Origin of the sequence: Ewingella sp. AOP8-B2-18 (genome assembly GCF_052376015.1) — a bacterium.
Taxonomy (GTDB): Bacteria; Pseudomonadota; Gammaproteobacteria; order Enterobacterales; family Enterobacteriaceae; genus Ewingella; species Ewingella allii.
The window spans coordinates 417,405-442,858 of sequence record NZ_JBQSVB010000001.1 but is presented as its reverse complement, the minus strand read 5'-3'; the positions used below and the strand labels follow the sequence as shown (position 1 = coordinate 442,858).

24 protein-coding genes are annotated in these 25,454 nt (G+C 53.8%); 14 read left to right on the top strand and 10 right to left on the bottom strand.

Annotated elements, in window-relative coordinates:
- Window positions 1-81: 81 nt before the first annotated feature.
- Both ACT3RR_RS02145 and ACT3RR_RS02140 read right to left on the bottom strand, forming a co-directional pair.
- Entirely contained in the window at window positions 82-1,530 is a 1,449-nt protein-coding gene (locus ACT3RR_RS02145) for a heavy metal sensor histidine kinase (protein ID WP_496199640.1), read from the bottom strand.
- Entirely contained in the window at window positions 1,527-2,198 is a 672-nt protein-coding gene (locus tag ACT3RR_RS02140) for a heavy metal response regulator transcription factor (protein ID WP_353501474.1), read from the bottom strand. Before ACT3RR_RS02140 ends, ACT3RR_RS02145 begins: the two co-directional genes overlap by 4 nt.
- Before the next feature lie 188 nt (window positions 2,199-2,386).
- Between ACT3RR_RS02140 and ACT3RR_RS02135 the strand changes: the two genes are divergently transcribed.
- From ACT3RR_RS02135 to ACT3RR_RS02125, 3 genes are all read left to right on the top strand, one after another.
- Window positions 2,387-3,001 (top strand): hypothetical protein, encoded by a 615-nt coding sequence (locus ACT3RR_RS02135; RefSeq protein WP_353501473.1) that lies wholly within the window; start codon window positions 2,387-2,389, stop codon window positions 2,999-3,001.
- Window positions 3,002-3,161: 160 nt separating this feature from the next.
- Window positions 3,162-3,809 (top strand): cytochrome b/b6 domain-containing protein, encoded by a 648-nt coding sequence (locus ACT3RR_RS02130; protein ID WP_353503928.1) that lies wholly within the window; start codon window positions 3,162-3,164, stop codon window positions 3,807-3,809.
- On the top strand, window positions 3,802-4,566 hold the full coding sequence (locus tag ACT3RR_RS02125; protein ID WP_496199639.1) for a molybdopterin-dependent oxidoreductase: 765 nt from the start codon (window positions 3,802-3,804) through the stop codon (window positions 4,564-4,566). The genes ACT3RR_RS02130 and ACT3RR_RS02125 overlap by 8 nt, the downstream gene beginning before the upstream one ends.
- A 98-nt stretch (window positions 4,567-4,664) precedes the next feature.
- Here the strand turns inward: ACT3RR_RS02125 and ompX are convergent, their stop codons facing one another.
- Window positions 4,665-5,192: an outer membrane protein OmpX gene (ompX, locus tag ACT3RR_RS02120; protein WP_353501471.1), complete on the bottom strand. Its 528-nt coding sequence runs from the start codon at window positions 5,190-5,192 to the stop codon at window positions 4,665-4,667.
- Window positions 5,193-5,594: 402 nt separating this feature from the next.
- Between ompX and rhtA the strand changes: the two genes are divergently transcribed.
- From rhtA to ybiO, 11 genes are all read left to right on the top strand, one after another.
- A complete protein-coding gene (gene rhtA, locus ACT3RR_RS02115; RefSeq protein WP_485902778.1) occupies window positions 5,595-6,581 on the top strand; it encodes a threonine/homoserine exporter RhtA in 987 nt (328 codons plus the stop codon).
- A 177-nt stretch (window positions 6,582-6,758) separates the two neighbouring features.
- Window positions 6,759-7,319: a fasciclin domain-containing protein gene (locus tag ACT3RR_RS02110; protein WP_353501469.1), complete on the top strand. Its 561-nt coding sequence runs from the start codon at window positions 6,759-6,761 to the stop codon at window positions 7,317-7,319.
- 65 nt (window positions 7,320-7,384) lie between these two features.
- Complete coding sequence (locus ACT3RR_RS02105; RefSeq protein WP_396131948.1) at window positions 7,385-7,966, top strand: sigma-70 family RNA polymerase sigma factor; 582 nt, start codon at window positions 7,385-7,387, stop codon at window positions 7,964-7,966.
- A complete protein-coding gene (locus ACT3RR_RS02100; protein WP_496199638.1) occupies window positions 7,963-8,655 on the top strand; it encodes an anti-sigma factor in 693 nt (230 codons plus the stop codon). The genes ACT3RR_RS02105 and ACT3RR_RS02100 overlap by 4 nt, the downstream gene beginning before the upstream one ends.
- Before the next feature lie 156 nt (window positions 8,656-8,811).
- Entirely contained in the window at window positions 8,812-9,594 is a 783-nt protein-coding gene (gene tam, locus ACT3RR_RS02095) for a trans-aconitate 2-methyltransferase (RefSeq protein ID WP_485902781.1), read from the top strand.
- A 549-nt stretch (window positions 9,595-10,143) separates the two neighbouring features.
- On the top strand, window positions 10,144-10,647 hold the full coding sequence (gene dps, locus ACT3RR_RS02090) for a DNA starvation/stationary phase protection protein Dps (protein WP_034788867.1): 504 nt from the start codon (window positions 10,144-10,146) through the stop codon (window positions 10,645-10,647).
- A 102-nt stretch (window positions 10,648-10,749) separates the two neighbouring features.
- Window positions 10,750-11,016, top strand: a complete 267-nt coding sequence (locus ACT3RR_RS02085; RefSeq protein ID WP_496199637.1) for a DksA/TraR family C4-type zinc finger protein — start codon at window positions 10,750-10,752, stop codon at window positions 11,014-11,016.
- Window positions 11,017-11,425: 409 nt separating this feature from the next.
- Entirely contained in the window at window positions 11,426-12,169 is a 744-nt protein-coding gene (gene glnH, locus ACT3RR_RS02080) for a glutamine ABC transporter substrate-binding protein GlnH (protein WP_034788847.1), read from the top strand.
- Between the two features lie 104 nt (window positions 12,170-12,273).
- Window positions 12,274-12,933, top strand: coding sequence for a glutamine ABC transporter permease GlnP (gene glnP, locus ACT3RR_RS02075; protein WP_353501464.1), 660 nt, complete (start codon window positions 12,274-12,276; stop codon window positions 12,931-12,933).
- Window positions 12,930-13,652 (top strand): glutamine ABC transporter ATP-binding protein GlnQ, encoded by a 723-nt coding sequence (gene glnQ, locus ACT3RR_RS02070; protein WP_353501463.1) that lies wholly within the window; start codon window positions 12,930-12,932, stop codon window positions 13,650-13,652. The genes glnP and glnQ overlap by 4 nt, the downstream gene beginning before the upstream one ends.
- A 245-nt stretch (window positions 13,653-13,897) precedes the next feature.
- Window positions 13,898-16,057, top strand: coding sequence for a mechanosensitive channel protein (gene ybiO / locus ACT3RR_RS02065; RefSeq protein ID WP_353501462.1), 2,160 nt, complete (start codon window positions 13,898-13,900; stop codon window positions 16,055-16,057).
- Between the two features lie 106 nt (window positions 16,058-16,163).
- On the opposite strand, the gene ACT3RR_RS02060 is transcribed toward ybiO, so the two are convergent.
- The 7 genes from ACT3RR_RS02060 to dinG all read right to left on the bottom strand — a co-directional run bounded on the left by ACT3RR_RS02060 (window position 16,164) and on the right by dinG (window position 25,356).
- Window positions 16,164-17,459 carry a methyl-accepting chemotaxis protein gene (locus tag ACT3RR_RS02060; protein ID WP_353501461.1) on the bottom strand — a complete coding sequence of 432 codons (1,296 nt, stop codon included), beginning with the start codon at window positions 17,457-17,459 and terminating at the stop codon, window positions 16,164-16,166.
- 313 nt (window positions 17,460-17,772) lie between these two features.
- The gene (gene rlmF / locus ACT3RR_RS02055) at window positions 17,773-18,741 is read right to left on the bottom strand and encodes a 23S rRNA (adenine(1618)-N(6))-methyltransferase RlmF (RefSeq protein ID WP_496199636.1); all 969 of its coding nucleotides are present in this window, start codon (window positions 18,739-18,741) and stop codon (window positions 17,773-17,775) included.
- 172 nt (window positions 18,742-18,913) lie between these two features.
- Entirely contained in the window at window positions 18,914-20,776 is a 1,863-nt protein-coding gene (locus ACT3RR_RS02050; RefSeq protein ID WP_353501459.1) for a M3 family metallopeptidase, read from the bottom strand.
- A 112-nt stretch (window positions 20,777-20,888) separates the two neighbouring features.
- The gene (locus ACT3RR_RS02045) at window positions 20,889-21,230 is read right to left on the bottom strand and encodes a zinc ribbon domain-containing protein YjdM (RefSeq protein ID WP_353501458.1); all 342 of its coding nucleotides are present in this window, start codon (window positions 21,228-21,230) and stop codon (window positions 20,889-20,891) included.
- Window positions 21,231-21,404: 174 nt separating this feature from the next.
- Window positions 21,405-22,367, bottom strand: coding sequence for a DNA-binding protein YbiB (gene ybiB / locus ACT3RR_RS02040; protein WP_496199635.1), 963 nt, complete (start codon window positions 22,365-22,367; stop codon window positions 21,405-21,407).
- Window positions 22,368-22,443: 76 nt separating this feature from the next.
- On the bottom strand, window positions 22,444-23,085 hold the full coding sequence (locus ACT3RR_RS02035) for an FMN-binding negative transcriptional regulator (protein WP_496199634.1): 642 nt from the start codon (window positions 23,083-23,085) through the stop codon (window positions 22,444-22,446).
- Between the two features lie 99 nt (window positions 23,086-23,184).
- Window positions 23,185-25,356 carry an ATP-dependent DNA helicase DinG gene (gene dinG, locus ACT3RR_RS02030; RefSeq protein ID WP_485902789.1) on the bottom strand — a complete coding sequence of 724 codons (2,172 nt, stop codon included), beginning with the start codon at window positions 25,354-25,356 and terminating at the stop codon, window positions 23,185-23,187.
- Between the last annotated feature and the right edge of the window lie 98 nt (window positions 25,357-25,454).

Below are 25,454 nucleotides of genomic sequence, written 5' to 3'. Positions count from 1 at the left end.
CGTAACAATATTAGTTAAATCCATGTATTTCAATAAGATGAAAAGAAATATTTTTCGTATTTTTTTCACCTTATTGAGGAATTATTGAGAAAGTGGTGCTTTTTTCTCCTGATATTCCGTCGGAAATTGCAATGTAAACCGCGTTTTGCCCTGGGCCATACTGCTGACTGACACACTTCCCTGATGCAACGCCATAATGGCTTGCACGATAGACAGCCCTAACCCGTTGGAGCTTCCCCCTTCGCTGCGCGACGCATCGGCGCGGTAAAACCTGTCAAACAGCTTGCTGCGTTTTTCGGCGGGGATCGGCTCCCCCTGGCTCTCGACGTGGATTAGGGTATTGGCCGCCACCTGCTCCACCTGCACGCGGATCTCCGTGCCTTCGTCGCCATAGCGAATGGCGTTCGCCACCAGATTGCTTAATGCGCGCTGGAACAGGATAGCGTCGGCGTAGAGCGTGCCCCCTCCCTGACACACCAGCCGCATGTCGCGCTCTTCGGCCAAACCTTCGAAATAATCCGCCACTCGCTCTGTCTCGGAGGAGAGCGCCAGCGGCGTAATGTTGAGGACGGAATGGGCATGAGAAGCGCGGGCCAAAAACAGAATGTTTTCTACCATGCGCGAGATGCGCTCCAGCTCCTCCATGTTATTGGCCAGCAGGGTTTCATACTCTTCGGTGCTGCGCGGCTGGTACAGCGCCACCTGACAATGCCCCATCACCGCGCCCACCGGGGTGCGGATTTCATGAGCCAAATCGGCGGAGAATTGGGTCAGGCGCTCATAGCCGTCAGCCAGACGGTCTAGCATGGCGTTGAACGACAGGATCAGCGGCTGTAGCTCTTGCGGCGCGCCCTCTCGACTCAGACGGGTGCCCAGGCTGGTCGGATGGATGCTGGCCGCCTCCTGCGCCATCTTACGCAGCGGCCGCAGGCCCCGGCGGATCACGCTATAACCCAAGGCGGCAATCAGCAGGTAAGCCAGCAGCACCGCCCCCATGATTTCGAGGCGAAACGCCGCCAGCATCTGCGATTCGGCATCCATAAAATGCGCCGCAGAGATGATGACGGTTCGACCATCCTGCATGCGCACCGCCGCAGAAATATAGCGCACCGGCGTGCCATCGGCCGCCGTGAGTCGCTGAATATCAGCCAGCGTCAGCTGGGTGCCGTCGGCCACCGGCGGTGTGTCAGGAAGCGCCAGATGGGACGGATTGACGTTGATGATCGGCGCGCTGTTTTGCAGGCGGAATTGCAACACGTCCTGCTCATTGCCGAGCATGTTTTCAAACAATTGCGGGCTATGGCTGAGCTGGGTCAGCGGGAAGTCTGTCGCCAGCAGCTGGCGAAAATACTGAACGCGACCGCTGACTTGATAATCCGCGCGGCGAATCAGCTCTTTTTCAATCGAATAATAGAGGTAGAACCCCACCGCGCTGACCACCAGCGCGGCAATCAGGCCAAACAGCAGAGTGGCGCGCAGGGTTAGCGAGGTCGGGCGTTTCGGCCTTTTGGCATTAGTTTTCAAATTCATGGACGTGCTTCGCACACATAGCCGATGCCGCGTACGGTGTGGATCAGCTTGAGATCGAAGGTGCGATCGACTTTGGCCCGCAGCCGTTTTACCGCCACGTCGACCACATTGGTGTCGCTATCGAAATTCATATCCCACACCTGCGAGGCAATCATGCTGCGCGACAGCACTTCGCCTTCGCGGCGCATCAGCAAATGCAGCAGCATGAACTCTTTATTGGTCAGAGGGATGACCTGCTCTTGGCGAGTGACCCGGCGGCGCAGCACGTCGAGATGCAAATCCGCCAACGAATAGGTGTCCGCCTCGCGGGCCGACGGGCGGCGCAGCAGGGTGCGAATGCGCAGCACCAGCTCGGTGAAAGAGAATGGTTTAATTAGGTAGTCGTCGGCGCCCAGTTCCAGCCCGTGAATGCGATCCTGCACTTCATCGCGGGCGGTGAGAAACAGCACCGGCACGTCGCTTTTCTTGCGCAGTACTTCCATCACCTGCCAGCCATTCAGCCCCGGCAGCATCACGTCGAGGATCACCGCGTCATACTCTTCTTCCAGCGCCAAAAACAGGCCGTCAGCGCCGTTGCGGGCTAAATCGACGCGATATCCCGCCTCGCCCAGCCCCTTTTTCAGGTAGTCGCCGGTGCTGACGTCATCTTCAATTACCAGTATACGCATGCGGGCTACCTATCAATGAGAGACTCTTGGGCGAATACTTTAGCAGTTTTGTTTGTCATGTTTGATGACAATTTTGTCATCAAGTTGTCATCTCACTGTTCGGGTTTATCGTCCACTCTTAACTAAGCTATACCCTATAGCAATAACACTATCACTTTGATCAACCTGCAAAAATATGGAGAGTTAACATGACGACTTCAACACGCCTGGCGGGCTTAGTCCTCAGCTCGCTTCTGATGTGTACCGGCGCATTCGCAGCAGATAACGTGATTAAACCGACGCGCGGAACCATCGACTCGGTGAATGATTCATCCATGCAAATCACCACCCGTCAAGGTGACAAGCTTGATGTGCAAATCAATGACCAAACCAAAGTTAACAGCGTGTCTAAAGGCCAGATTTCCGATATTAAAGCTGACAGCTTTATCGGTACCGCCGCCGTTCCACAGGCCGACGGCACGCTGAAAGCGCTGGAAGTTCACGTCTTCGCACCAAGCCTGCGCGGCAGCGGCGAAGGCTTCAACCCGTTTGAATCTGCCGATGGCAAAATCAACACCATGACCAACGGCACCGTCGGCAAGCTGGTCAACAGCAATGGCCGCACGCTGACCGTGAAGTACCACGACGCACAGAAAACCGTAGTGGTGCCAGATGATGTACCCGTGGTGCTGTTAGCGCCGGGCGACCGCAGCTTGCTGAAACCAGGCGTGAAAATCGTGCTGTTCGCCGCCAAAGACGATAAAGGCAACCTGGTTGCTCGTGGTATCGCCGCTGGCAAAGACGGCGTCGCGCCACCAATGTAACGGCGATTTCGTCAGTCTCCTGTGTCTAACTTTTTACTGACGATAACGCCATACTAAGAGGCCAGGCGGTGCGAAACCCCCTCTTTTCGCGCCGTTTGGCCTCACTCTTTTTCACTCTGCTTGATAGCACAGGAGCTTTCTTGTGAGCCATCAACCTTCGCTGAAACCTCTCTCGTCAGCCCAACCTAAGCCACGAAAAATCCACCCTTGGCCTGTGCGCCTCTGCCACTGGATTAATCTGCTGGCGATGATTGGCATGGTGATGAGCGGCTGGGGTATCTATAACGCCGACCCCCTGTTCGAATTTCTTACCTTCCCGCAGCAAAGCACGCTGGGAGGCTGGCTGGGTGGCAATATTGCCTGGCATCTGGCGGTGATGTGGCTGCTGGCCGTCAATGCGCTGATTTATCTGCTTTGGGGCGCCTTTAGCGGACACTTCAAGCACGACTTTTTCCCTTTTACGCCAGCTTCCATCTGGCGTGACATCGTCAAAGCCATCACCTTCAAGCTGCCTCATAAGCTGGGTGAATATAACGCGGTGCAGAAAGTGATGTATGTCGGGGTGCTGCTGCTCGGCGCGCTGCTGGTGCTCTCAGGGCTGTCTATCTGGAAGCCGGTGCAGTTTAGCGGGCTGGTCTGGCTGTTCGGCGGTTTCGACATCGCCCGTTATGTGCATTTCTTTGCCATGAGCGGCGTGATGCTGTTTGTGGTGATCCACGTTTTGATGGTGCTTCTGGTGCCTAAAACCTTTGTCGCCATGGTCACCGGCGGCAAAAAAACGGCCTTTAAGGAGCACGCCGATGAGTGACAACGCTGACAAACCGAAAATTATCCTTGAGCCGGATCAGCGCAAGCAGCTGGTGAATATCCAGCGCCGCCTGCTGTTACGCTCGGGACTGACCCTTGGCGCGGTGTCGATGCTTACCGGCTGCAATTTGCAGGATGGCGACAATGTGGACAAGGTGCTGTGGGCCATGTCGCGCTGGAATGACCGCGTGCAGGGTTGGCTGTTCGGCGGGCAGAAGCTGGCGCAAACTTATCGCGCCGACCAAATCACCACGCCGTTCCGCTTCAATGCCTATTATCCCGAATACAACGTGCCGGAAATCGATATTCCTAACTATCGGCTGGAAGTGTCGGGCTTAGTGCAGAAGAAAGCGCCGTGGACGCTAGAGCAGCTTCAGCGCCTGCCGCAGGAGAGCCAAATCACCCGGCTTATCTGTATTGAAGGCTGGAGCGCCATCGGCCAGTGGAGCGGCGTGCCGCTGAAAGTCTTCTTGCAGCACGTTGGCGCGGATCTGACGGCCAAATATGTCGGCTTCAAGTGCGACGACCGTTATTACTCGAGCATCGACATGGCGACGGCGCTGCACCCGCAGACCATTCTGGCGCTGGATTTCGATGGTAAGCCCCTGCCCCCAGACTTTGGCTATCCGCTGCGTCTGCGCATGCCTACCAAGCTCGGTTTCAAGAACGCCAAGCACATCGGGGCGATATTCGTCACCAATGAATATCCGGGGGGATATTGGGAAGATCAGGGTTACAACTGGTATAGCGGGATTTGACGAGGAATGGCTAAAAAGCAGGCATAAAAAAACCGCCCCGAGAGGCGGTTTTTATTTTCGAAACCGTGTAGCGATTGAACGCTAACTTTTTCGAATAATTAGAAGCGGTAACCCACGCCAGCGATCCAGGTGCCAACGTCAACACTGCGGATACGGGACTGTTCGTAAGAAACGTCAATTGCAACGTTTTCCATTGGGTTGAACTGCATACCAGCGCCGTAAGAAACACCGTAGTCGCTAGTGTCAGATTTCTGACGATCAACAGTGCTAACACCGTTGGTGCCTTCGAATTTACCGTAACCCACACCCACTACACCGTAGATGGAAGCCCAGTCGTTCAGACGGAAAGCTGGACCAGCAGTCACACCGTAGTACTGACCTTTGTTGTAGTTGTCAGCGCTTGGGTAGCTGTTTTTCTCGATGTAAGTGAAAGAGCCGATAACGCCCAGTGGGTTGCTATCTTGCTCGAAACGGTATTTCAGGTTGAAGCCGTTTGCTTTGTTAGCAACGCCTTGCATATCACCCTGCGCGTAACCTGCAGTTACGGTGCTGGTGTCTGCGAATGCGCTAGAAGCGCCCAGTGCTACTACGCAAGCTAATGCGGAAAGACATGCAATTTTTTTCATAACAACCACCTCAAATGGGAAACAAAAGTAACCTTCACCACGAAAATATAACAAAAAGCAGTGTGAAACTCTGCCTGATATAAGATGTCCAAAGCATCATATGGTGTAACAAGAAGTTTCCAATACGATATATCTTAATGATTATTAATGATTTTTTGGCCCTAAAAGTATAAGTGAAACTTATTGAACTTTTTCTGATTAGCAGAAAATTCCTAAAGTTTTGCGCACTTTTCAATCAAAAAAGAGCAGGATTTTCCGAAAGCTGACCCGAAAAATTATTTTTTTTGGATTTTTTCGCCCCTCTTTTCCCTCTACACTGAACCCACAACAACACATCGCTCACAGTTTTTAGTGATAAAACAAGAATTCCGCGGAATCGGGATCACATTTAAGGCGCGAAGGATGACCGAGTCAGATAAAAATTCACCTGCGGACGGAAACACCGCATCTCATCATATTTCTGCAGACCCGGCACCTGCCCTGCCCGCGATTGCTAAGTCAGCTTCGCCACTCGTTGCTGTACTGCTGCTGTTAATTGCCATGCTCTCGTTACAGGGTGGCGCGTCGCTGGCGAAAACCTTATTTCCGGTGGTTGGCCCGCAGGGCGTCACCGCGCTGCGTCTGGGTATCGGCTCTTTGATCCTGCTGGCGTGGTTTCGGCCGTGGCGGATTAAAATGCGCGGCGGCAACCTGAAAGCCTTGCTGATTTACGGACTGGCGCTTGGCAGCATGAACTACAGCTTCTATCTGGCCATCCAAACTATCCCGCTGGGCGTCGGCGTGGCGCTAGAATTCACCGGGCCGCTGGCCGTGGCGATGTTCTCTTCGCGCCGCCCGGTGGACTTTGTCTGGGTGATTCTGGCGGTGATCGGCCTGTGGTTCCTGTTGCCGCTCGGACAATCGACTGACAGCATCGACCTGAAAGGGGCCTGTCTGGCGCTGTTTGCCGGCACCTGCTGGGCCATCTATATTCTGGCGGGCCAGCGCGCTGGAAGCAGCTACGGCCCCGGCACAGCGGCGCTGGGTTCATTGATTGGCGCCCTGATCTTCTTTCCGATTGGCGCGTTTCAGGCTCATAGCTCAATCTTCTCGCTGTCCATCCTGCCGTTGGGCCTGTTGATTGCCCTGCTAACCTCCGCCGTGCCGTATTCGCTGGAAATGGTCGCCATGACCAAGCTTCCCGCCAAAACCTTCGGCACGCTGATGAGCATGGAGCCGGCGATGGCCGCGCTGTCCGGCATTATCTTCCTCGGCGAGTTCCTCACCGGCACACAGTGGCTGGCGCTGGCGGCGATTATTGCCGCATCGGCGGGCTCCACGCTGACTATTCAGCGCAAAACCAAGCTGGAGACGGTAGAAGTGCCGGGCAATAATCCCTCGGGGAAGTGACTTCCTGACCCTTTCACATTAAAACCACGTCGCCGAGCGTGGTTTTTTTATGCCTAAATTCAGCCAGTTAAAAATATCTGCATTTTATTTTGATTTTTCTGCATCCAAATCCCGCCCTGGTTCGTATGTACAGATGTGAGACAAGACCTTGTCTACTTACCCTAAAAGGACCACATCATGAAAACGCTTATTCGTACCGCAATCTGTGCTTCGATTCTTTTCAGCAGCGCGTCAATGGCAGCAATGATGTCCGACACCACCATGGTGGGCGGCGCGGCCATGTACCCGTCGAAAAATATCGTCGAGAACGCCGTGAACTCTAAAGACCACACCACGTTGGTGGCGGCAGTGAAAGCCGCAGGTCTGGTAGATACTCTGCAAAGCAAAGGGCCGTTTACCGTGTTTGCTCCCACCGATGCCGCCTTTAACAAGCTTCCAGCAGGTACTGTGGCTAATCTGGTAAAACCGGAGAACAAGGCCACGCTGACCAGCATCCTCACCTACCACGTGGTGGCCGGGAAATATGAGATGAAAGATCTGGAGAAATTGATCAAAAAAGGTGGCGGTAAAGCCGAGCTGAAAACCGTGAATGGTCAGGCGCTGTGGCTGATTGGCAATGGTCCGCACAATATTCAGTTGAAAGATGCCAAGGGCGACGTGGCCAACATCAGTACCTATGATGTGCAGCAGAAAAATGGCGTGATCGACGTGATTGATACCGTGCTGATGCCGAAATAAAACCGTCTATACTGGGTGCAGTGGCGAAAAATCCCACTGCACACTTTCGGTTTTGGGGCTGGCGAATGCATGAGAATTTAACAATAAAAACGATGCCGGATCCGTCCGAGGATCCCCTGCGCGACCTGATGCACGCCATGGCTGGCGGGGATCGTCAGGCCTTCGAAAAACTGTACCGTTTAACTTCGCCGCGCCTGTTTGCCGTCGCGCTTCGCATGCTGCGACGCCACGCGTGGGCCGAAGAGGTACTGCATGACAGCTTTATCACCGCGTGGAATCGCGCTGCGTCTTATAATGCCGCACTCAGTTCCCCGATGACCTGGCTGACCCATATCGTGCGTAACCGCGCCATTGACTGGATGCGCGGCAGCGACAACCAACTTGATGAACTGGACGACAGCCTGCAACAGAGCCTGTCCGGGGATAATGACGAGCCGCTGCGCCATTTGCAGCACAACGCCGAGGCCAAAGTGCTTGCCGACTGCATGGCGCACCTGCCGAATGAACAGCGGCAAAGTTTGGTGCTGGCATACTATCAGGGACTTTCGCATGGCGAAGTCTCAGACCATTTACAACAACCTCTTGGCACGATCAAAAGCTGGATCCGTCGCGCCCTTGAGCATTTAAAGAGCTGCGTGGGCCTATGAAAAACAGACGGGAATACCATGCCGCTCTGTCGGCGGAATATGCGCTGGGGACCTTACGCGGTGCGGCGCGCCGCCAGTTTGAGATAGCCATGCAAAATGATTCGGCGCTGCAGGCCGAAGTGGCTCGCTGGCAGGAAGCCTTTACCCAGCTCGACAACAGGCTCACGCCGGTCAGCCCGCCGTCATCAGTGTGGAAACGCATTCAGCTGCAACTGGGGCCTGTGCCTCAGGCAGCGGAGCATACCGACAACGCTCCAACACCAAGCAAAATGCCGTGGCGCGGCTATCTTGGCTGGGCGCTGGCGGCGGGGCTGGCTGCATTACTGCTGGTACCTAAGCTGCTGGTGCAGCCTTCGCCTATCACGCCAGTGGCCATTTTGGCTAACAGCAGCGCTGGAAGCGGACAATGGGTGGTCAGCGTAGATAAAGACGCCAACCGGTTGACCCTCACTCCGCTGCATTTGCAGGAGATAGCCAAGGACCGAAGCTTGGAATTGTGGACCATTCCGGCGGGCGGCAAACCGCGCTCGCTCGGATTGTTAAATGTGGCGTCGCCAACCCAGCTTTCACTGGCGGCAAGAATGCCTGACCCCGGCTCGACGCTGGCTATCAGCCTTGAACCTCAGGGCGGCTCCCCAACCGGGCAACCGACCGGCGCTGTTCTCTACAGCGGCGCGATTGCGCTTTAATCAGTACCCTCTAGCTTGAAAAGAAGTCTTCATCATTTTTCGCCGGGCGGCTTGGCTTGCCCGGCGTTTTTTTATCTTTGCGCTCTGACTCGCCAGCGTCATCAACTCGGTCTAGGATTATGGGCAACACCCCGACTACGCTGTTAAGGAACCGCCATGAAAGACTGGAATCCTGATCTCTATCGCCAGTTCGAAGCCGAACGCACACGCCCCGCCGCTGAACTCCTTGCCCGTGTACTGCATCCTAACGCCAAATTCATCACCGACTTGGGCTGTGGGCCGGGGAATAGCACCGAACTGCTGCAACACGCCTACCCTCAAGCCCTGCTTACCGGCCTCGATACTTCTCAAGCCATGCTGGAAAAAGCGCGCGAACGCCTGCCTTCCTGCCGCTTTGAAAAGGTGGATATTCGCGAATGGAAGCCGACCCAGCCGCAAGACATTATCTATGGCAATGCTTCACTACAGTGGGTGACAGGGCACGAGGAGCTGATCCCCCATCTCATGCAGCAGCTCGCGCCCGAAGGCGTATTTGCCGTGCAGATGCCGGACAACCTGTCCCAGCCCTCGCACCAGTTAATGCAAAAGGTGGCCGACCAGCCGGAGTGGAGGAATGCGATTGCCGGGGTGGATAACTCGCGCAAGCAGCTGCTCACCACCGAACAATATTATGATTTGCTGGCAAGTCAGGGGGCGTTGGTGGATATCTGGCGCACCACCTATTACCACGTGATGCCTTCGGCCAAGGCGATTGTCGACTGGCTAAGTGCCACCGGGCTGCGGCCTTTCCTGGCTCCGCTGGATGAAACCCAGCAAGAAGCTTTTCTCGCCAGCTACCTGCAAGAGCTGGAGAAGGTCTACCTGCCACGCGCCGACCGCAGCGTGCTTCTGGCCTTCCCACGGCTATTTTTAATCGCCCGTAAAAGCGCGCGCCATTAATTTTTCACTCCTTTCCTTTCACGGCTGAGAATATATTCACTCAGCCGTGAAATAAAATATTACCAATTCCTTTTCCGCCATTCACTGGCTAAAGGCCAACTGTCACTAGGGGTTATTATCACTGATAAGTAAAACTGAATGGATAATTAAGATAGCTCTTAAAAAACCTCATAAAACTGCAATGGAAATGTAAATGATAAATATTATCAGTTTGCTACATCGCAAATAATCACCATTAAAATTCATTTAAAACAATAAGTTGTGATTTAAATAAAATTTTAGGGTTGAAATCACCCCTGCTCGCCCCTAGTGTATTTAACAGCAACGAGACAATGCGACGTTAATTATCTTTGTGTATATCTGGTCATGTAAAAAGCATGAGGCACACAAAGAGAAAAAAATATTAAAACGCTGGCTATCACCATTAGATTTTAACGATTTCATTGATAGCTGATGATTTAAGGCAGAATGTAAAAAGGTTGCTATACTTATTCCCATACCGAATTCGTATAACGCTTAAACTAAAGATAACTAAAGAGGATATCTATTATGAGTACCGCTAAATTGGTAAAAACGAAATCTTCTGAGCTTCTCTACACACGTAATGATGTTGAAGAAGGCGTGAAGCTGGACACCATCAAAGTGCTGAACCCTTTGGTAGCTGAATACATCGACCTGTCGCTGATCACTAAGCAAGCTCACTGGAACATGCGCGGCGCGAACTTTATCGCAGTTCACGAAATGTTGGACGGTTTCCGCACTGCCATCACTGAGCATCAAGACAACATCGCAGAACGCGTGGTGCAATTAGGTGGTGTAGCACTGGGTACAGTGCAAGTGGTTAATGACAAAACTCCGCTGAAAAGCTACCCAACTAACATTCACACCGTTCAAGAGCATCTGAAAGCCTTGGCCGATCGTTATGGGCAAGTTGCCAACGACACACGCAAAGCGGCAACCAAAGTAGAAGATGAAGATACTGCAGATATTCTGACTGCGGCATCACGAGATCTGGATAAGTTCCTGTGGTTCATTGAATCCAATATTGAATAATATCAGGGTCCAGCTTTCGACTTAATCAACTTCTAGCCTTTAAGAACGTAACGGGCCAATGGTGAAAATCATTGGCCCGTTTTCTATTGATTTGGAGGATTTATGGCAAGTGGATGGGCACAAGACGGCGCCGTTCAAGATCAAATTGACTCAACCGTCGAAGACGCTGTAAACCGCGCGCGTCAGGCACTGGGCTACGGCGAAAGTGCAGAATTCTGTCACGAATGTGGCGAACCTATTCCCGAGGCGCGTCGCAAAGCCCTGCCTGGAGTGCAATATTGCATTGCCTGCCAGACAGCGCTCGACAAAAAACATCAGGCCAGTGCGGGTTATAACCGTCGGGGGAGTAAAGATAGCCAGCTGCGGTAATATCTTATATATCGCCTCACAATTGCATTGCACCAAATTGGAACAACCCGCCCCTTTTCTCCGCCATATTTACCCCCCAGCAAGCAACCGATTGCTTCATTATTAGGCAACTGTTTCAGAACTTAGTTGTAAAAGTTAGAGTTTGATAGCAATAACGCAGCGTAACTGTTAATTAGCGATTGTTTAACAGCCGCCAATTGGTTAATGATGAACCGTTGCACCATAACGATCCATGTCAATTTGTAACGACGCACCAAAAAAGTGCGATCCGAGTTATTAAGCAAGCCTTAACGGTTCAGCAAGATATTAACCCACTGAATTCTATACGACTTGCTCTGTGGCACGCTAATTGCATTAAAATCGACGCAACAAATGCCGTTCCCATAATACGTATAAAGGAAATTAACTGATGAAGTCACTGTTGAAAGTTTCCCTGGCCGCGATGACGCTGGCCTTTGCCGTTAGCTCCCACGCTGCAGACAAAAAATTAATCGTTGCAACTGACACCGCATTCGTTCCTTTTGAATTCAAACAAGGCGATAAATATGTCGGTTTCGATATTGACCTGTGGGACGCCGTCGCCAAAGAGATGAAAGTCTCCTACGAACTGAAACCAATGGACTTTGGCGGTATCATTCCTGCTCTGCAAACTCACAACATCGATCTGGCGCTGGCGGGTATCACCATCACCCCTGAGCGTAAGAAAGCGATCGACTTCTCTGACGGCTACTACAACAGCGGCCTGATGGTAATGGTTAAGAAAGACAACGACAGCATCAAAAGCGTCGCTGACCTGAAAGGGAAAACTGTGGCAGTGAAGAGCGGCACCAGCTCCGTTGACTACATGAAAGCCAACGTACAGACCAAAGATCTGCGCCAGTTCCCGAACATCGACAGCGCCTACATGGAGCTGGGCACTGGCCGCGCTGACGCGGTCATGCACGACACGCCAAACATCCTGTACTTCATCAAAACTGCCGGTAACGGCCAGTTCAAAGCCGTGGGTGACTCGCTGGCTGGCCAGCAATACGGTATCGCTTTCCCACAGGGCAGCGACCTGCGTGAAAAAGCCAACGCCGCTCTGAAAACCATTAAAGAGAACGGCACCTACGCGAAAATCTACAAAAAATGGTTTGATACCGAGCCAAAATAATATCTGTTGCGCGCAACAGACGTTAAGTGATTGAGAAGTTAACGCCTGCCAGCACAACAGGCTGAGCAGGCGTTAAAAGTAATAGATTTATCTGGAGAGATTACATGCAGTTTGATTGGAGCGTTATTTGGCCCGCTCTGCCAATCCTGCTCGAAGGCGCCAAGATGACCCTGTGGATCTCGGTCCTCGGTCTGGTTGGCGGTCTGATTATCGGTGTGATTGCGGGCTTTGCTCGCGCGTTTGGCGGCTGGTTCAGCAGCCACATTGCACTGGTATTTATTGAGCTTATTCGCGGCACCCCGATTGTCGTGCAGGTAATGTTTATTTACTTCGCCCTGCCAATGATGGTTCCTGATTTACGTATCGATCCTTTTACCGCCGCGGTGGTGACTATCATCATCAACTCCGGTGCGTACATCGCTGAAATTACTCGTGGCGCCGTGTTGTCGATTCACAACGGCTTTCGCGAAGCAGGTCTGGCGCTGGGTCTTTCGCGTCGTGACACGCTGCGTTACATCATCATGCCTCTGGCACTGCGTCGCATGCTGCCACCGCTGGGCAACCAGTGGATCGTCAGCATCAAGGACACCTCACTGTTCATCGTTATCGGCGTGGCCGAGCTAACCCGTCAGGGCCAGGAGATCATTGCCGGTAACTTCCGCGCGATGGAAATCTGGAGTGCGGTTGCCATTATTTATCTGATTATCACGCTGGCTCTGAGCTTTGTTCTGCGCCGCCTCGAACGCAAACTGAAAATTATATGATTGAATTTAAGAACGTCTCAAAACACTTTGGTAAAACCCAAGTGCTCCACGACATCGATCTGCAGATTTCTCAGGGTGAAGTGGTCGTGATCATCGGGCCGTCAGGCTCCGGTAAATCTACCCTGCTGCGCTGCATCAATAAGCTGGAAGAGATCACCTCCGGCGACCTGATTGTCGACGGCCTGAAGGTCAATGATCCGAAAGTCGACGAGCGCCTGATCCGCCAAGAAGCGGGCATGGTGTTCCAACAGTTCTACCTGTTCCCGCACATGACCGCGCTGGAAAACGTGGCCTTTGGCCCGATCCGCGTGCGTGGTGCGAAGAAGGAAGAAGCTAACAAGTTGGCAAAAGAGCTGCTGGCGAAGGTCGGCCTGTCCGAGCGCGCCCATCACTACCCTTCCGAGCTTTCCGGTGGTCAGCAACAGCGCGTGGCTATCGCCCGTGCGCTGGCGGTCAAACCTAAGCTGATGCTGTTTGATGAACCAACCTCGGCGCTGGACCCAGAGCTGCGTCATGAAGTTCTGACCGTCATGAAGCAGCTTGCGGACGAAGGCATGACCATGGTTATCGTGACCCACGAAGTTGGGTTTGCCGAGAAAGTGGCATCACGCCTGATCTTCATCGACAAAGGGCGCATTGCTGAAGATGGCAAACCTGCTGACTTGGTGAACAATCCGCCAAGCGAACGTCTGCGCGAGTTCCTGCAGCACGTTTCCTGATTCAACCAAAGCTCAATGAATAAACGGATATCCTCGGATATCCGTTTTTTTTACCCCCTTTCTCCCCCTCTACGACATAAATTCCCTACACTGTTGTAACACCAACGGCTCCTTGTATGAGATCCATCGATAAACCGCAGCTTTAAAAGTGAGGAACAATGCCGAATAACGACTGGAACGCGTTATCGCAACGACCATTATCCAAGAGACATAAAAACCCTTTATTGCTTGTCTTGCCCTTCTTAATGCTGATGTTGACGCTGTTCAGCAGCGCCACACAAGCCGCCGCCCCGCAGCCTGCTGCCAACAGCGATGCTGATAAACAGAAAGCCTCCTATGCTGCGCTGGCGGATATTTTGCAAGATGATAAATCTCGCGCCGAGCTGATTGCTCACCTGCGCGACGCCGCCAAGCCTCAGTCTGGCGAGCAGCAACAGCCCGCCGCCGAGCCAAAATCCGAGCAAGTGTCGCTGGTTGATGGTCTGGTGGACACCAGCCAGCGCTATGCCTCACAGGTGATGCAGCGCGTGGAGCAGCTCAAAGAAACCATCGATTCCGGGCCAAAGCGCACCTTCAACGCCGAACGTTTTATTCACGCGCTCTCCTATTTCCTGATGACCGTGGTGGTGACCTTCGCCCTGTTCCACTTAATCCGTTTTCTGGTTAGCCCGCTGTATAAAAGGCTGGGGCGATGGGGGCACCACGCTCGTCTGAAAGAGGCGCACTGGTATCAACTGCCTGCCAGTATTCTGAGTGCCTTTGCGATAGATATTGCCATTTTGCTGCTCACCGTGGCCGCCGGAAACCTGTTCACTCAATATGTGAATGGCGGCAGCGCGCTGATTGCTCGCCAGCAGGCGCTGTTCCTCAGCGCCTTCGCGGTAATTGAATTCTTCAAGGCGGTACTGCGTTTACTCTTCGCGCCCAACTTCGACTATCTGCGCCCCTTCCCGCTGCGCGACAAGACTGCCAGCTATTGGAACACCCGCCTGGCGTGGGTCAGCGGCCTGATTGGTTACGCTCTGATGGTGGCCGTGCCGATTGTTGCCACGCAGATTAACTACCCGGCCGCCGCCGTGGTGAACTTTGTCGTGATGCTGGCTCTGACTCTCTACGCCAGCTGGCTGATTCTGCACAATCGCAAAAATATTCATCAGGAATTCAATCTGCTGGCCGAACGCTCGATGGCCTTTTTCAGCGTGATCTTGAGAACGCTGGGCCATATTTGGCATATTTTGGCCGTCAGCTACTTTTTGGTGCTGTTCTTCCTGTCGCAGTTCGACTTCGCTGGCAGCCTGACCTTTATGATGGCCGCCACGGTGAAGAGCCTGATTATCATCGCGCTGGGTGCCTTAATCTCCGGCCTGCTGTCGCGCTGGATTTTAAAACGTATCACCCTGCCCGATGACATCAACCGCCGCTACCCGATGCTGCAAAAGCGCATCAACTCCTATATTCCCAGCGGGCTGAAAATCCTCCGCGTTCTGGTCGTACTGTCCGTCACCCTCTCCCTGCTGGATGCGTGGCAGATATTCAATCTTCACCACTGGCTGGCCACCGAGGGCGGGCAACAAGTGGTGGGTGGCGTGACCCATATTCTGTTTATTCTGTTCTTCGCCATCGTGTCATGGACCCTGCTCGCCAGTATTATCGAGCACCGCCTGGCGCTGGAGCTGAGTAACGGCTCACGCCCAAGCGCCCGCGAACGCACCCTGCTGACGCTGTTCCGCAACGTGCTGGCCATAGTAATTTGCACCATCACCATTATGATCATGCTGTCGCAAATAGGGTTAAACATCGCGCCCCTGCTTGCCGGTGCTGGGGCACTCGGCTTAGCCATCAGCTTCGGTGCCCAGACATTGGTGAAAGACGTGATCACCGGCGTATTCATTCAGTTCGAGAATGGGATGAATACTGGGGAATACGTCACGGTAATGGGGATTAGCGGCACGGTGGAGCGCATGACCATTCGCTCCATCGGCCTGCGCGACATTTATGGCGTGTACCACATTGTCCCTTACTCTTCGATAACCACGCTGTCGAACTACGAGCGCGAGTTCGGCGTATACCGCGCCAGCTACCGCGTAGGCCGCGATGAAGATGTCGACCAGGTCAATGCCGTACTGGCCGAAGCCGTAGAAGCCTTGAAGCAGGATGAGAGTGTTAAAGGCTCCCTGCTCGGCGAGCCAATCTATCAGGGCGTAGTCGAGCTAGGCGACCAGTCCTTCAGCGTCCGCGTGCTGATCCGCACTAAAGCGCTGGAGCAGTGGAACGTGCAGTATGCGCTTGACCGGCTGGTGAAGATCCACTTCCAGAAGGCGGGGATTAGCATGCCGAAGCAAGCAATGAGGGTGTTTACGGAGGAGCCTCCTAAAGCTGTGGGGGATGGCTTTGAAAAGCCATAGAAACTTTTATTATTCTTAGGCTTGCAAACTGGCCTTAAAGGCACGGTCAAAACCGTGGGCGTCGGCCCACGGTTTTGACCTTGAGATCGTGTGGCAACACGAGGTATTAGTGGGCTTTGGGGCTTGCCCCCACTCCCGCCATCATCCTTACCAAATCCTGCATGCCGAGATTCACCTGATTGATGACCTCACCGGCGTTGCGGCTTAGCGTTACTCCGCCACCTGCGCGACTCACGCAGTTCCCCATGCCGTCGATGGCGGCCATCACGCCGTCGCGGATGCTTTGCGTGAGTTGATCAATTTCAACGGCGGCTTTGCGTGATTGGTCGGCAAGCGAACGGACTTCGCCTGCTACCACGGCGAATCCGCGGCCCTGTTCCCCGGCGTGGGCAGCTTCGATAGTGGCGTTAATCGCCAATAAATTGGTCTGTGAAGAGATTCGGCGTATGGTATCGACCATCTCACCAATGCGTTCAGAGGTTTGACCCAGCTGGCTGATAATGTCCGCCGTGCGCTTGGCAAGTGCTTCAACTTCCTGCATATCCTCTACCGCTTTTTGCACGATAGTCACGCCCTGCGCGGCCGTTTTATCGGTATTTAGCGACAACTCGTGGACGTGAGTCATCATATTTTCCTGCTGGCGCTGCTGGTTCATTTGCACCGTGATGTCTTGGGCGATTTTTACCACTTTCACCACTTTGCCTTCATCGTCCATCACCGGGTTGTAGCTGGCTTCCAGCCATACGCTCTGCCCACGGCTATTCACTCGCTCGAAACGGCCGAGGATAAACTCACCTTTTTTCAGGCGCTGCCAGTGTGAACGGTAATCGTTGGAGTCTCGCCAATCGGGCAGGCAAAACATCGCGTGGGATTTTCCCTGAATATGGTTCAGTGAATATCCCATGACTTTTATAAAGTTGGCATTGGCGGAAAGAATATTGCCTTCAGGGGTAAAGGTTATCAAAGCCATGGAGCGGTCGATTGCTTCTAATAAGCCATGATGATCGTGCGATTCGTTAATACGATCAGTCACATCACTGGCTATTTTAATTATCTCAACCACCTTCCCTTGTTTATTTAAAACGGGGACGTACGTCGCTTCTAACCAAATAAGAGAGCCGTTTTTATGCAGGCGTTTAATATTGCCGCTGACAGACTTGCCCTGCTGTAGCCCTTGCCAGTGCAGCCGATAAGCATCACTGGCAACGAACTCCGGGGTGCAGAATATCTTGTGGGGCTGCCCAACCACCTCATCACGGGTATAACCTATGGTGTTGAGAAATAGGCTATTTGCCTCGGTAACAATACCCTGCGGGGTGAAGACGATCATGGGAACGGCTTGCGAGAGTGCAGAGAATTTATCACGCCATGCCGTGCTGAATTGATGAGTGAAAAGTTGCATAGTGCAGAGACCCTGTGGCTGATTACGTGAATAAGGAAATAACACGTGCGCTGAACGTTAAAATCTACAAAGATTGTAAATTTACATTTAGCTTCGCCCTGGGTCGGTGTATTGGGAGGCTGCTAGAAAAAAAGATAAAAGTAAAAACCTAACGCGATGAATAATTTCACTGGTGACAAAGTGAACTGTTCTTATTATGAATTAATCATAATTTAAACTACTAAAAAAGGAAGGGGTCGCTAGGATTTTTTTTAGCCTGACACATTAATCCGTATCAGGCTAATTAAATGCGGGGAAGAAACAAGGCGTTAGATTAGCCCCAACGCTTTCCTGCCCAGCTTTTTTGCTGCCAAGGGGTGAGGAAAGTCCAGGCCACGAAGCGGCTGATTTTATTCCCCTGAGTCATTTCTATGGTGCGAACGTCCGTCGCTTCCAGCTCTTCCAAAGCTTCATACAGCAGTGGCAAGGTGGTTTTCTTCGACACTAAGACCGTGAACCACAGGCAGTTAGTGCGCTTCTCGGCGCTCTCTTCCGCCATGCGCACCACGAAAGCTTCTTCGCCCCCTTCGCACCACAGCTCGTTGTGCTGGCCGCCGAAGTTCAGTTCAGCTTTGTTTCCGGCGCGGCGATCGAGGCCAAGATTTTGGCGTTTACGCTGGCTGCTACCTGCGGCTTCCTCGGCAGAACCGTGGAATGGCGGATTGCACAGCACCGAGTCGTAGCGCTCGTCGTGACGAATAATGGTATCGAAAATGCGCTGCGGCTTAGACTGCAGGCGGAAACGCACCTGATTGGTCAGCTGCGGGTTGGTAGCAACAATCTTCTTGGCGGCGGCCATGGAAGTGGCGTCAATCTCACTGGCAGTAAAGCGCCATCCGTATTCGCGCAAACCAATGATTGGGTAGATGCAGTTGGCACCCACGCCGATATCCAAAATCGCCAGATCCTTGCCTTTCGGGATCTCGCCATTGTTGCTGCTTGCCAGCAAATCAGCCAAATGGTGAATGTAATCCGCGCGGCCTGGGATTGGCGGGCAGAGATAATCAGCAGGGATATCCCAGTTTTCAATCTGATAGAAGTGACGCAGCAGCGCGCGGTTGAGCGCTTTGACTGCCTGCGGATCGGCGAAGTCTACTGACAAATCGCCCCATTTGTTTTCAGAAACGAACGGGCCAAGCTCCGGGCTGCTGGCAATCAGGGCCGGGAAGTCATAGCGGCTACGGTGGCGGTTACGCGGGTGCAGGCCGCTTTTTTCCTGCGGGAAGATTTTCTTTTGTTCCACCTGAATGACTCTCCGGTATTGTTTGATAAACGAACTATTTCTGAAAACGAATGGCTTTCACAAAGGATTAAAAATTTCTGGCGCGTAAGATACCACAAACTGCCCCTCTCTGCCGGACGTAAAAAAACCGCCATCAGCCGAGCGACCGATGGCGGTTGTCTATCGCGAAGCCTTACTTATGAAAATAGGTCTGTTGCACGAAATCGGCAAAGTCCTGGCACATGGCTTCGTCGCCGTCGGCGCTGTCAGCTAACACGCGTTTGCCGTCCACTACGCGAATATGCGCATTCAGATCGAAATCCGCCGCCGGCTGTTCGCGCTGCGCCGCGGCTTTCATGGTCTGCTGCGCCTCTTCCCACGCCGCCGCCACGGTTTGGTTGCAAGCTTCAGCCAGATAATCAGGGTTGAAACCCTCGCCGGTCAGGTTACGCAGGGTTTCGTCATGGCTAATGCTGTTGCCCGGCGTCCAGTAGTGCTTGGCTAAATCCGGGCCGATGGCCGGGTTGTCGGTCAGATAACCATCGCGTTTAAGGAAGAAGGCGCGGGTTTGTTCGACGGCCATCAGCGCCAACAGGTAGCCCTGATAGGAACAGGCAGATTCCATCGATAACAAGTGAGGAATAGCCATGGTAGGCCGCGGGCTGCCGGTGACACCCAAAATGTGAGTTTCGACATCGCGCGCCAGCGCCAGAATGGCTTCCGGCGTGCGCTTTTCGTCCGGCCACTGGTAGAGCTGCCATTCAAAATAGGGCACCAGCAGAATGTGACGCTCATTAAAGGCGCGCATTGGCTGGCGGGCCGCGATGCTGTCGTGGATGAGGGTATCCGGCACCGACTCGCCCTGAGCATTCTTCGCGTAACGCTTTAGCCAGTCGGCATCTTCCAGCAGGCTGTCGCAGAACATAGACTGGGTTTCGGCGTAGGCCATGGAGGTCGGCGGGAACTCCTGCGAGAAGCACGGCGCGTTCTGGCGAATATTAGCGAAATGCGCCGCGTGGCCGCCCTCGTGGAACAGCGTGTTCAGGCCGCTGCTGCCGCTGCCCACTTGGTCTGGCTTGGCGAGGCTGGTGAAGTTGATCACGCCAGAAACCCAGTCGCCGTTGTCATAGAAGGTTGGCACCGGGCTGTGCATAAAGCCATTTTCATACTTGCCTTCGCGCACCAGCAGGTCGAGCTGCATTTCGGCACCCTGGAAGTCGATATGCAGGCGTTTAAAGCTATCAATCCAGCGGCGCAGCGAGTCGGCAAACGGGAAATAAGGGTCAAGCTGGCGAGTGACGTCTCCGGCGCTGGCAAAACGAATGTTCCACGGCAGCAGGGCGCCATCGCCCTTACGCGCGACCAGCTCATTCAGGCTGCGCACGTTGCCTTCGCGGGTCTGCTCTTCGAAGCGATCCAGAATGGCGAACAGCTGTTCCGGCGTCATACGCTCGGTTTTGTTCACCTTATAATCGAAATAGTTGCGGTAGCCCAACTGGCGGGCAAAACGGTTACGCAGGCCAACCAGCTCTGGGAAGCCGTTGTGCAGCAGCCACTCTTCCAACTCGCGCAGCGCGGTCTGGGAACTGCGGCGGTAAGCCTCATTTTCGTTGTTAGCCTGATTGGTTAACAGCTCGCCGAGAGAAGCATTCACCCGCTCGCCTTTGGCATTGATATGGGTCAGGCGGTGCGCCTTGCGCTTGGCGAACAGCGCGGATTCGGCCTGAATGATTTCATCCAGCAGCGCCTGCGCCTGTGGGTCTTCAATAGTGTTGCAGTCAAAGAAGCGATACCAGCCCTGCAGGCCGTGCAGCAGCGCCTTGCCCTCTTCGTCGAGAGTCAGTTTTTCCAGCGAGGCAATATGCTCGCGCAATTCGCCCAACCGGCGGGATTCAGAGATAAAACGCTTGTGAGCAGTCTCTGCTGCCGCGAAGTCTGCCGACACGTTTTCATCGCCAGTTCCCATGTAGTTCTGCCAGAAAAGTTCTTCTTTGGCCTTGTGCACCTGCAGATAATCGTGATTTAGGGCATTAAAATAGTCTTGAGCCTTTTTCATGCAGTCTTCTCTATTGATAGGTAACGAGATTATGCATTGAGTGTATGTTTAGACGGCGGTTCTGTCGACATGAGAGAACCGCGGTTGTTACGAGGATGTGAGGCAGGAAAGCTTAGTTTTTCTTCACGAACTCAGATTTGAGTTTCATCTGACCAAATCCGTCAATTTTGCAGTCAATATTGTGGTCACCTTCGCACAAACGGATGCTTTTCACTTTGGTGCCAATCTTGAGCATCGACGAGCTGCCTTTTACTTTGAGATCTTTAATGACGGTCACCGAGTCGCCGTCCACCAGCGTGTTACCGTTGGCATCAACTACCACCAGCGCGTCGTCCTGAGCATCGGCATCCCCTTCCAAAGACCAAACATGTCCACATTCAGGGCAATTGAGCATCGCGCCGTCCTGCCATGTGAATTCAGAACTACAAGCCGGGCAATTGGGTAACTTTTCCATGTATTTATCTCGTTAAATTATTTTTAAAAAAATGAGTAAAATCATAAGAGAAATGATTAATAACGAGTATTTTACCTTTTCAGGATGGAGATGGGTAGATTTATGGGCAGAAACGCAAAATCTAAGTCGAAAGCTGTTCTGCTCCTCCCCTAATTAGGGGAGGAGAAAAGCCCCCTAAAACACCTGTTCAATAATCATCTTGGCCTCCGCCATATCTGCCGAGACCCCCGCCCCGACCAGACAACAGATAAGCTGATTGAGCAATGCCTGCGGGATAGCACGCTCCCCTCGCAAACACGCGTTAGTGAAGGCGACGGTGGTGGCGACGTCTTTACTGTCAGGCAGATCGACATCGGTGAACTCCTGCTTGTCGGCCAGCACCTGCTGCTCGCCGTTAGCGAGAAGATAGATGGCCGGACAGCGCTGCGGGTTGGCGTACACCTCGCCTTCGGTGCCTTGCGACAGCAGCGCGCGCCCTTCCACCTGGCGGAAAAACGATGAAACTTTCTGAATATATTCCGGGTGCGACACGCTCGACAGCCGCAGCACATCTTGCTTGCCGAAAGGCGTGATCAACTTGGCTAGGGTGTGAGCGCTGTTGCGAACGCCCATCTGCCAGCGCAGTGCCAGCTGCTTGTCCATTGGCGGGCAGAGCACGGAAACCGGCACGAAAACCGGCTGCTGGCCTGCATCCAACTGCTGCTGCGCCTGCTGCTGGTCCTGCGCGGGCTCGACACCGAGCTGGCGGAAAATCTCCGCGCTGGTGATGCGCGTCGGGTCTTCATCGACGCCGTGAACCAGCACCGGGAAGCCCAGCTTGCTTAGCAGCATCGCCAACAATGGCGTCAGGTTGGCCTGCTTGCGCGCACCGTTATAAGTGGGGATCACAATCGGCATCGGCCTGTCGGCAGGGGCTTGCAGCTGCATCACCTGCTCTTCCATCGCCTGATAGAAACCGAGCATCTCCTCTTCCGACTCGCCCTTGATGCGCAAAGCAATCAGCAGGCCGCCGAGCTGTAAATCAGGCACTTCGCCCGCCAGCATCTCGCGATACAGCGCCAGCGACTGCTCGCGGTCCAAGTCACGGGCGTGGTTCTTTCCACGGCCCACTTCTTTAATCAGTTTGGTGTAATCCATTGGTCTGCCATGTGATGAAAATCGAATAAGGCCAGCATAACTCAGCCAGCAATCAGGGAAAACGGCAACGCGCCGGTCATTTGTCGGATTTGGCGTTGACCATCGCCTGCGCCAGCGGGCTGGCGTCGCCTTGCAGCTCTTTCAGGCCATCGATTACGCCATTAACGTCTTCGGCGCTACGGTTCTGGCTCAGCTTCCATTTCCCCTCGACTTTGCGCGCCACCAGCTCAAAGCCCACGATGCCTTTCAACTGCGCGGCGATGAAGTTATCAGGGGCGTCACTCACCGCCCACGGCTCTCGCTGCCCCGCTTCATGCTGGGTGGTCAGTCCTTTGAGTAGGGTTAGCAACCAGCCGGGACTGTCGATAATCTTGGCTTCGCCGCTGACCTGCACCGTGGCGTAGTTCCAGGTGGGCACCGTTTTCCCGCCGTTTTGCTGCTTCGAAGGATACCAGGACGGCGAGACATAGCCCTCAACGCCCTGAAACACCACCATGCAATGTCCGTTTTCGGCCAGCGACTTCCACTGGGCATTGCCGCGCGAAAGGTGGGCGCGCAGCGTCAGCTGGCCGTCGGCGTCGACATCCACCAAAAAAGGGATCGGGTTGGCTTCAAAACCCTCAGGCCCGTTGGAAATCAACAGTCCCAGTGGATACTGGCGGATAAGCTCCGCCTGAGCCTGAACGTCTTGTTGTTTAAATGCAGCGGGTAAATACATTGATGAAGTCTCTTAACCGTCAGTTATGAATCTATTGATAACCACGATTAAGAGAACAGTAAAGACACAGTTTTGCGGAAAAGGCGTGGTACAGCTTGGTTAGCGCGCTTTGCGGCGGCGTTTGACCATTTTAGTGGTGCTTTTTAGTCGGTCCGGGCGTTTAACCGAGCCGGGCGCGGGCATTTCTCGCTGCTCAATAGGGAAAATCGGCAGCGCCGCCAGCAGCCGCGAGCCATAGTTTTTGCTGATCAGCCGCCGGTCGTAAATCACGATTTCGCCCCGGCATTCGTGGCTGCGGATCAGACGCCCTACCTGCTGAATCAGGTTGAATGACGCGCTCGGCAGGCTCTGTACTTCAAACGGATAGCGTTTCAGGGTTTTCAGCCACTCGCCCTCGGTCAAAATCACCGGGCTGTCGATTGGCGGAAAGGCAATTTTATGGATGTGCACCTGAGTGAGCAGATCCCCTTTGAGATCCAAGCCTTCGGCAAAGGATTGCAGACCAATTAGCACGCTCGTGGTGCCCGCCTCGACCCGCCGACGGTGCTCCTCCACCAGACGGTAGCGTGGCTGATCGCCCTGCACCAGCAGCATTAGTCTCAGGTCGGGCATCAGGCTGACAAACTGCTGCAACGCCCGATTGCTGGCAAACAGCACCAGTTGGCCTTTGTGTTCACCTTTGGCTAACTCGGCGCGGAAGAAGTCGGCCATCTCTTCCAAATGAGCCGCCTCATTGGCCATCATCGGCTCGTTTTTCATCTGCGGAATTACCAGCTTGCCCTGCTCAATATGGTTAAACGGCGAATCCAGACTGACGAAGCGATCGCCCGCCTTTTCATTCAAACCGGTCATCTCTTGCAGGCGGGAGAAGCTGTTCAGCGAGCGCAGCGTGGCGGAGGTGATCACCACGTGAGGCACCTTGCGCCAAAGCAGTTTTTCCAACTGTTCGCTGACGCGAATGCCCACGCAGTGCAGCATCAGATGGCTTTGATTGTCGAAAAACTCCCGCGTCACCCATTTGCTGATTGGCGCGTTGGAGGCTTTTTCCATCGCCGCCAGCCGCCAGAGCTTGCTCATGGTTTCGAGATAACCCAGCATGCGGCTCATGTGCAAAATCGCCCGATGCAGACGGCCAATGTCGTGTTTGCCAGTCTTTTCGCTGAGATCATTGAGCATGAACTCGGCCAAACCACGCAGCGCGTCGGTCAGTTTAAACAGCCGCGCGCACTGCTCGGTCAGCTCAGGAGAGAGCGCGCCCATCTCGAAACGGTGCTCGGCCTCCGGCGCGTCGGGCGGCAGATATTGGCTAATCTGCTGCTCAATCGACAACAACAGCTCGCGCATCTCGGCGCAGTGGTTGTGCAGCCGCTCGGCGTTGGTCAGCGGCGGCGGGTTTTTCGGGGTGAATAACCCAAGGCACTGCTCAATCTGGCGAACAAAGTTATCGAGTTGCAGATGGTTCCACACCGCCGAGATATTGGCCTCGACCTCCAGGGCGTCGCGGGCGACGTCGGGCAGGTGGTGGCCTTCGTCGAGCACTAACAGCAGGTCTTTGGCCGGGGGCAGCACCATGTCTGACTCCAGCGCGGCCATCACCAACGCGTGGTTGGTCACCACCACGTCGGCGGTTTCAATCTCTTTTCGCGCCACAAAATAGGGGCACTCTTTATAGTAATGGCAGTTACGGTTCAGGCAGTTAGCCTTGTCGGTACTAATTTTTTCCCACAAGGAGTCCTGAATCATCTGCTGATAGTGGTCGCGCAGGCCATCCCACTGGTAGCGCGCCAGCGCGGTTTCCAGCGTCTTGGAAAACTTCTGCTCTTCTGAGTTTGAAGGTGCCAGCTCGTCGCCGAGGAACAGCCCTAAATCGCCCTGCGCATTCTCGTTGCTCATCATCGACAGGTTGCGCGGGCAGACGTAACGTCGGCGGCCAAAGGCACCGGTGAACTTGAGGTCAGGAATAATCTTTTTCAGCAGCGGCAGGTCTTTGCTGTAGATCTGATCCTGCAACGCCACATTAGCGGTGCTGACGATTAACGGCTTCTCCTCCTCACGGCTTACAGCAATGCCGGGGATCAGATAGGACAGGGTTTTGCCCACGCCGGTGGGCGCTTCAATCGCCAAATGACGTGCAGCATCGCCAGAAAACGCCTTGGCAACCTCAGCGATCATTTGTCGCTGTGGCGCTCGGGAGATAAAATCCGGAATTTGTTGTTGCAGGGCTTTGTACCACTGGCTTATCTGATCTTTTACTGCGGGGGAAAGCGCCATTCATCCCTTATAAAATTGAGTTATCGAGAAATTCTGCTACCCATTGTCCCACAGACCGGCCTGCGGATCAGCCTGCAAATCCTGTTTCGGAAGATGTA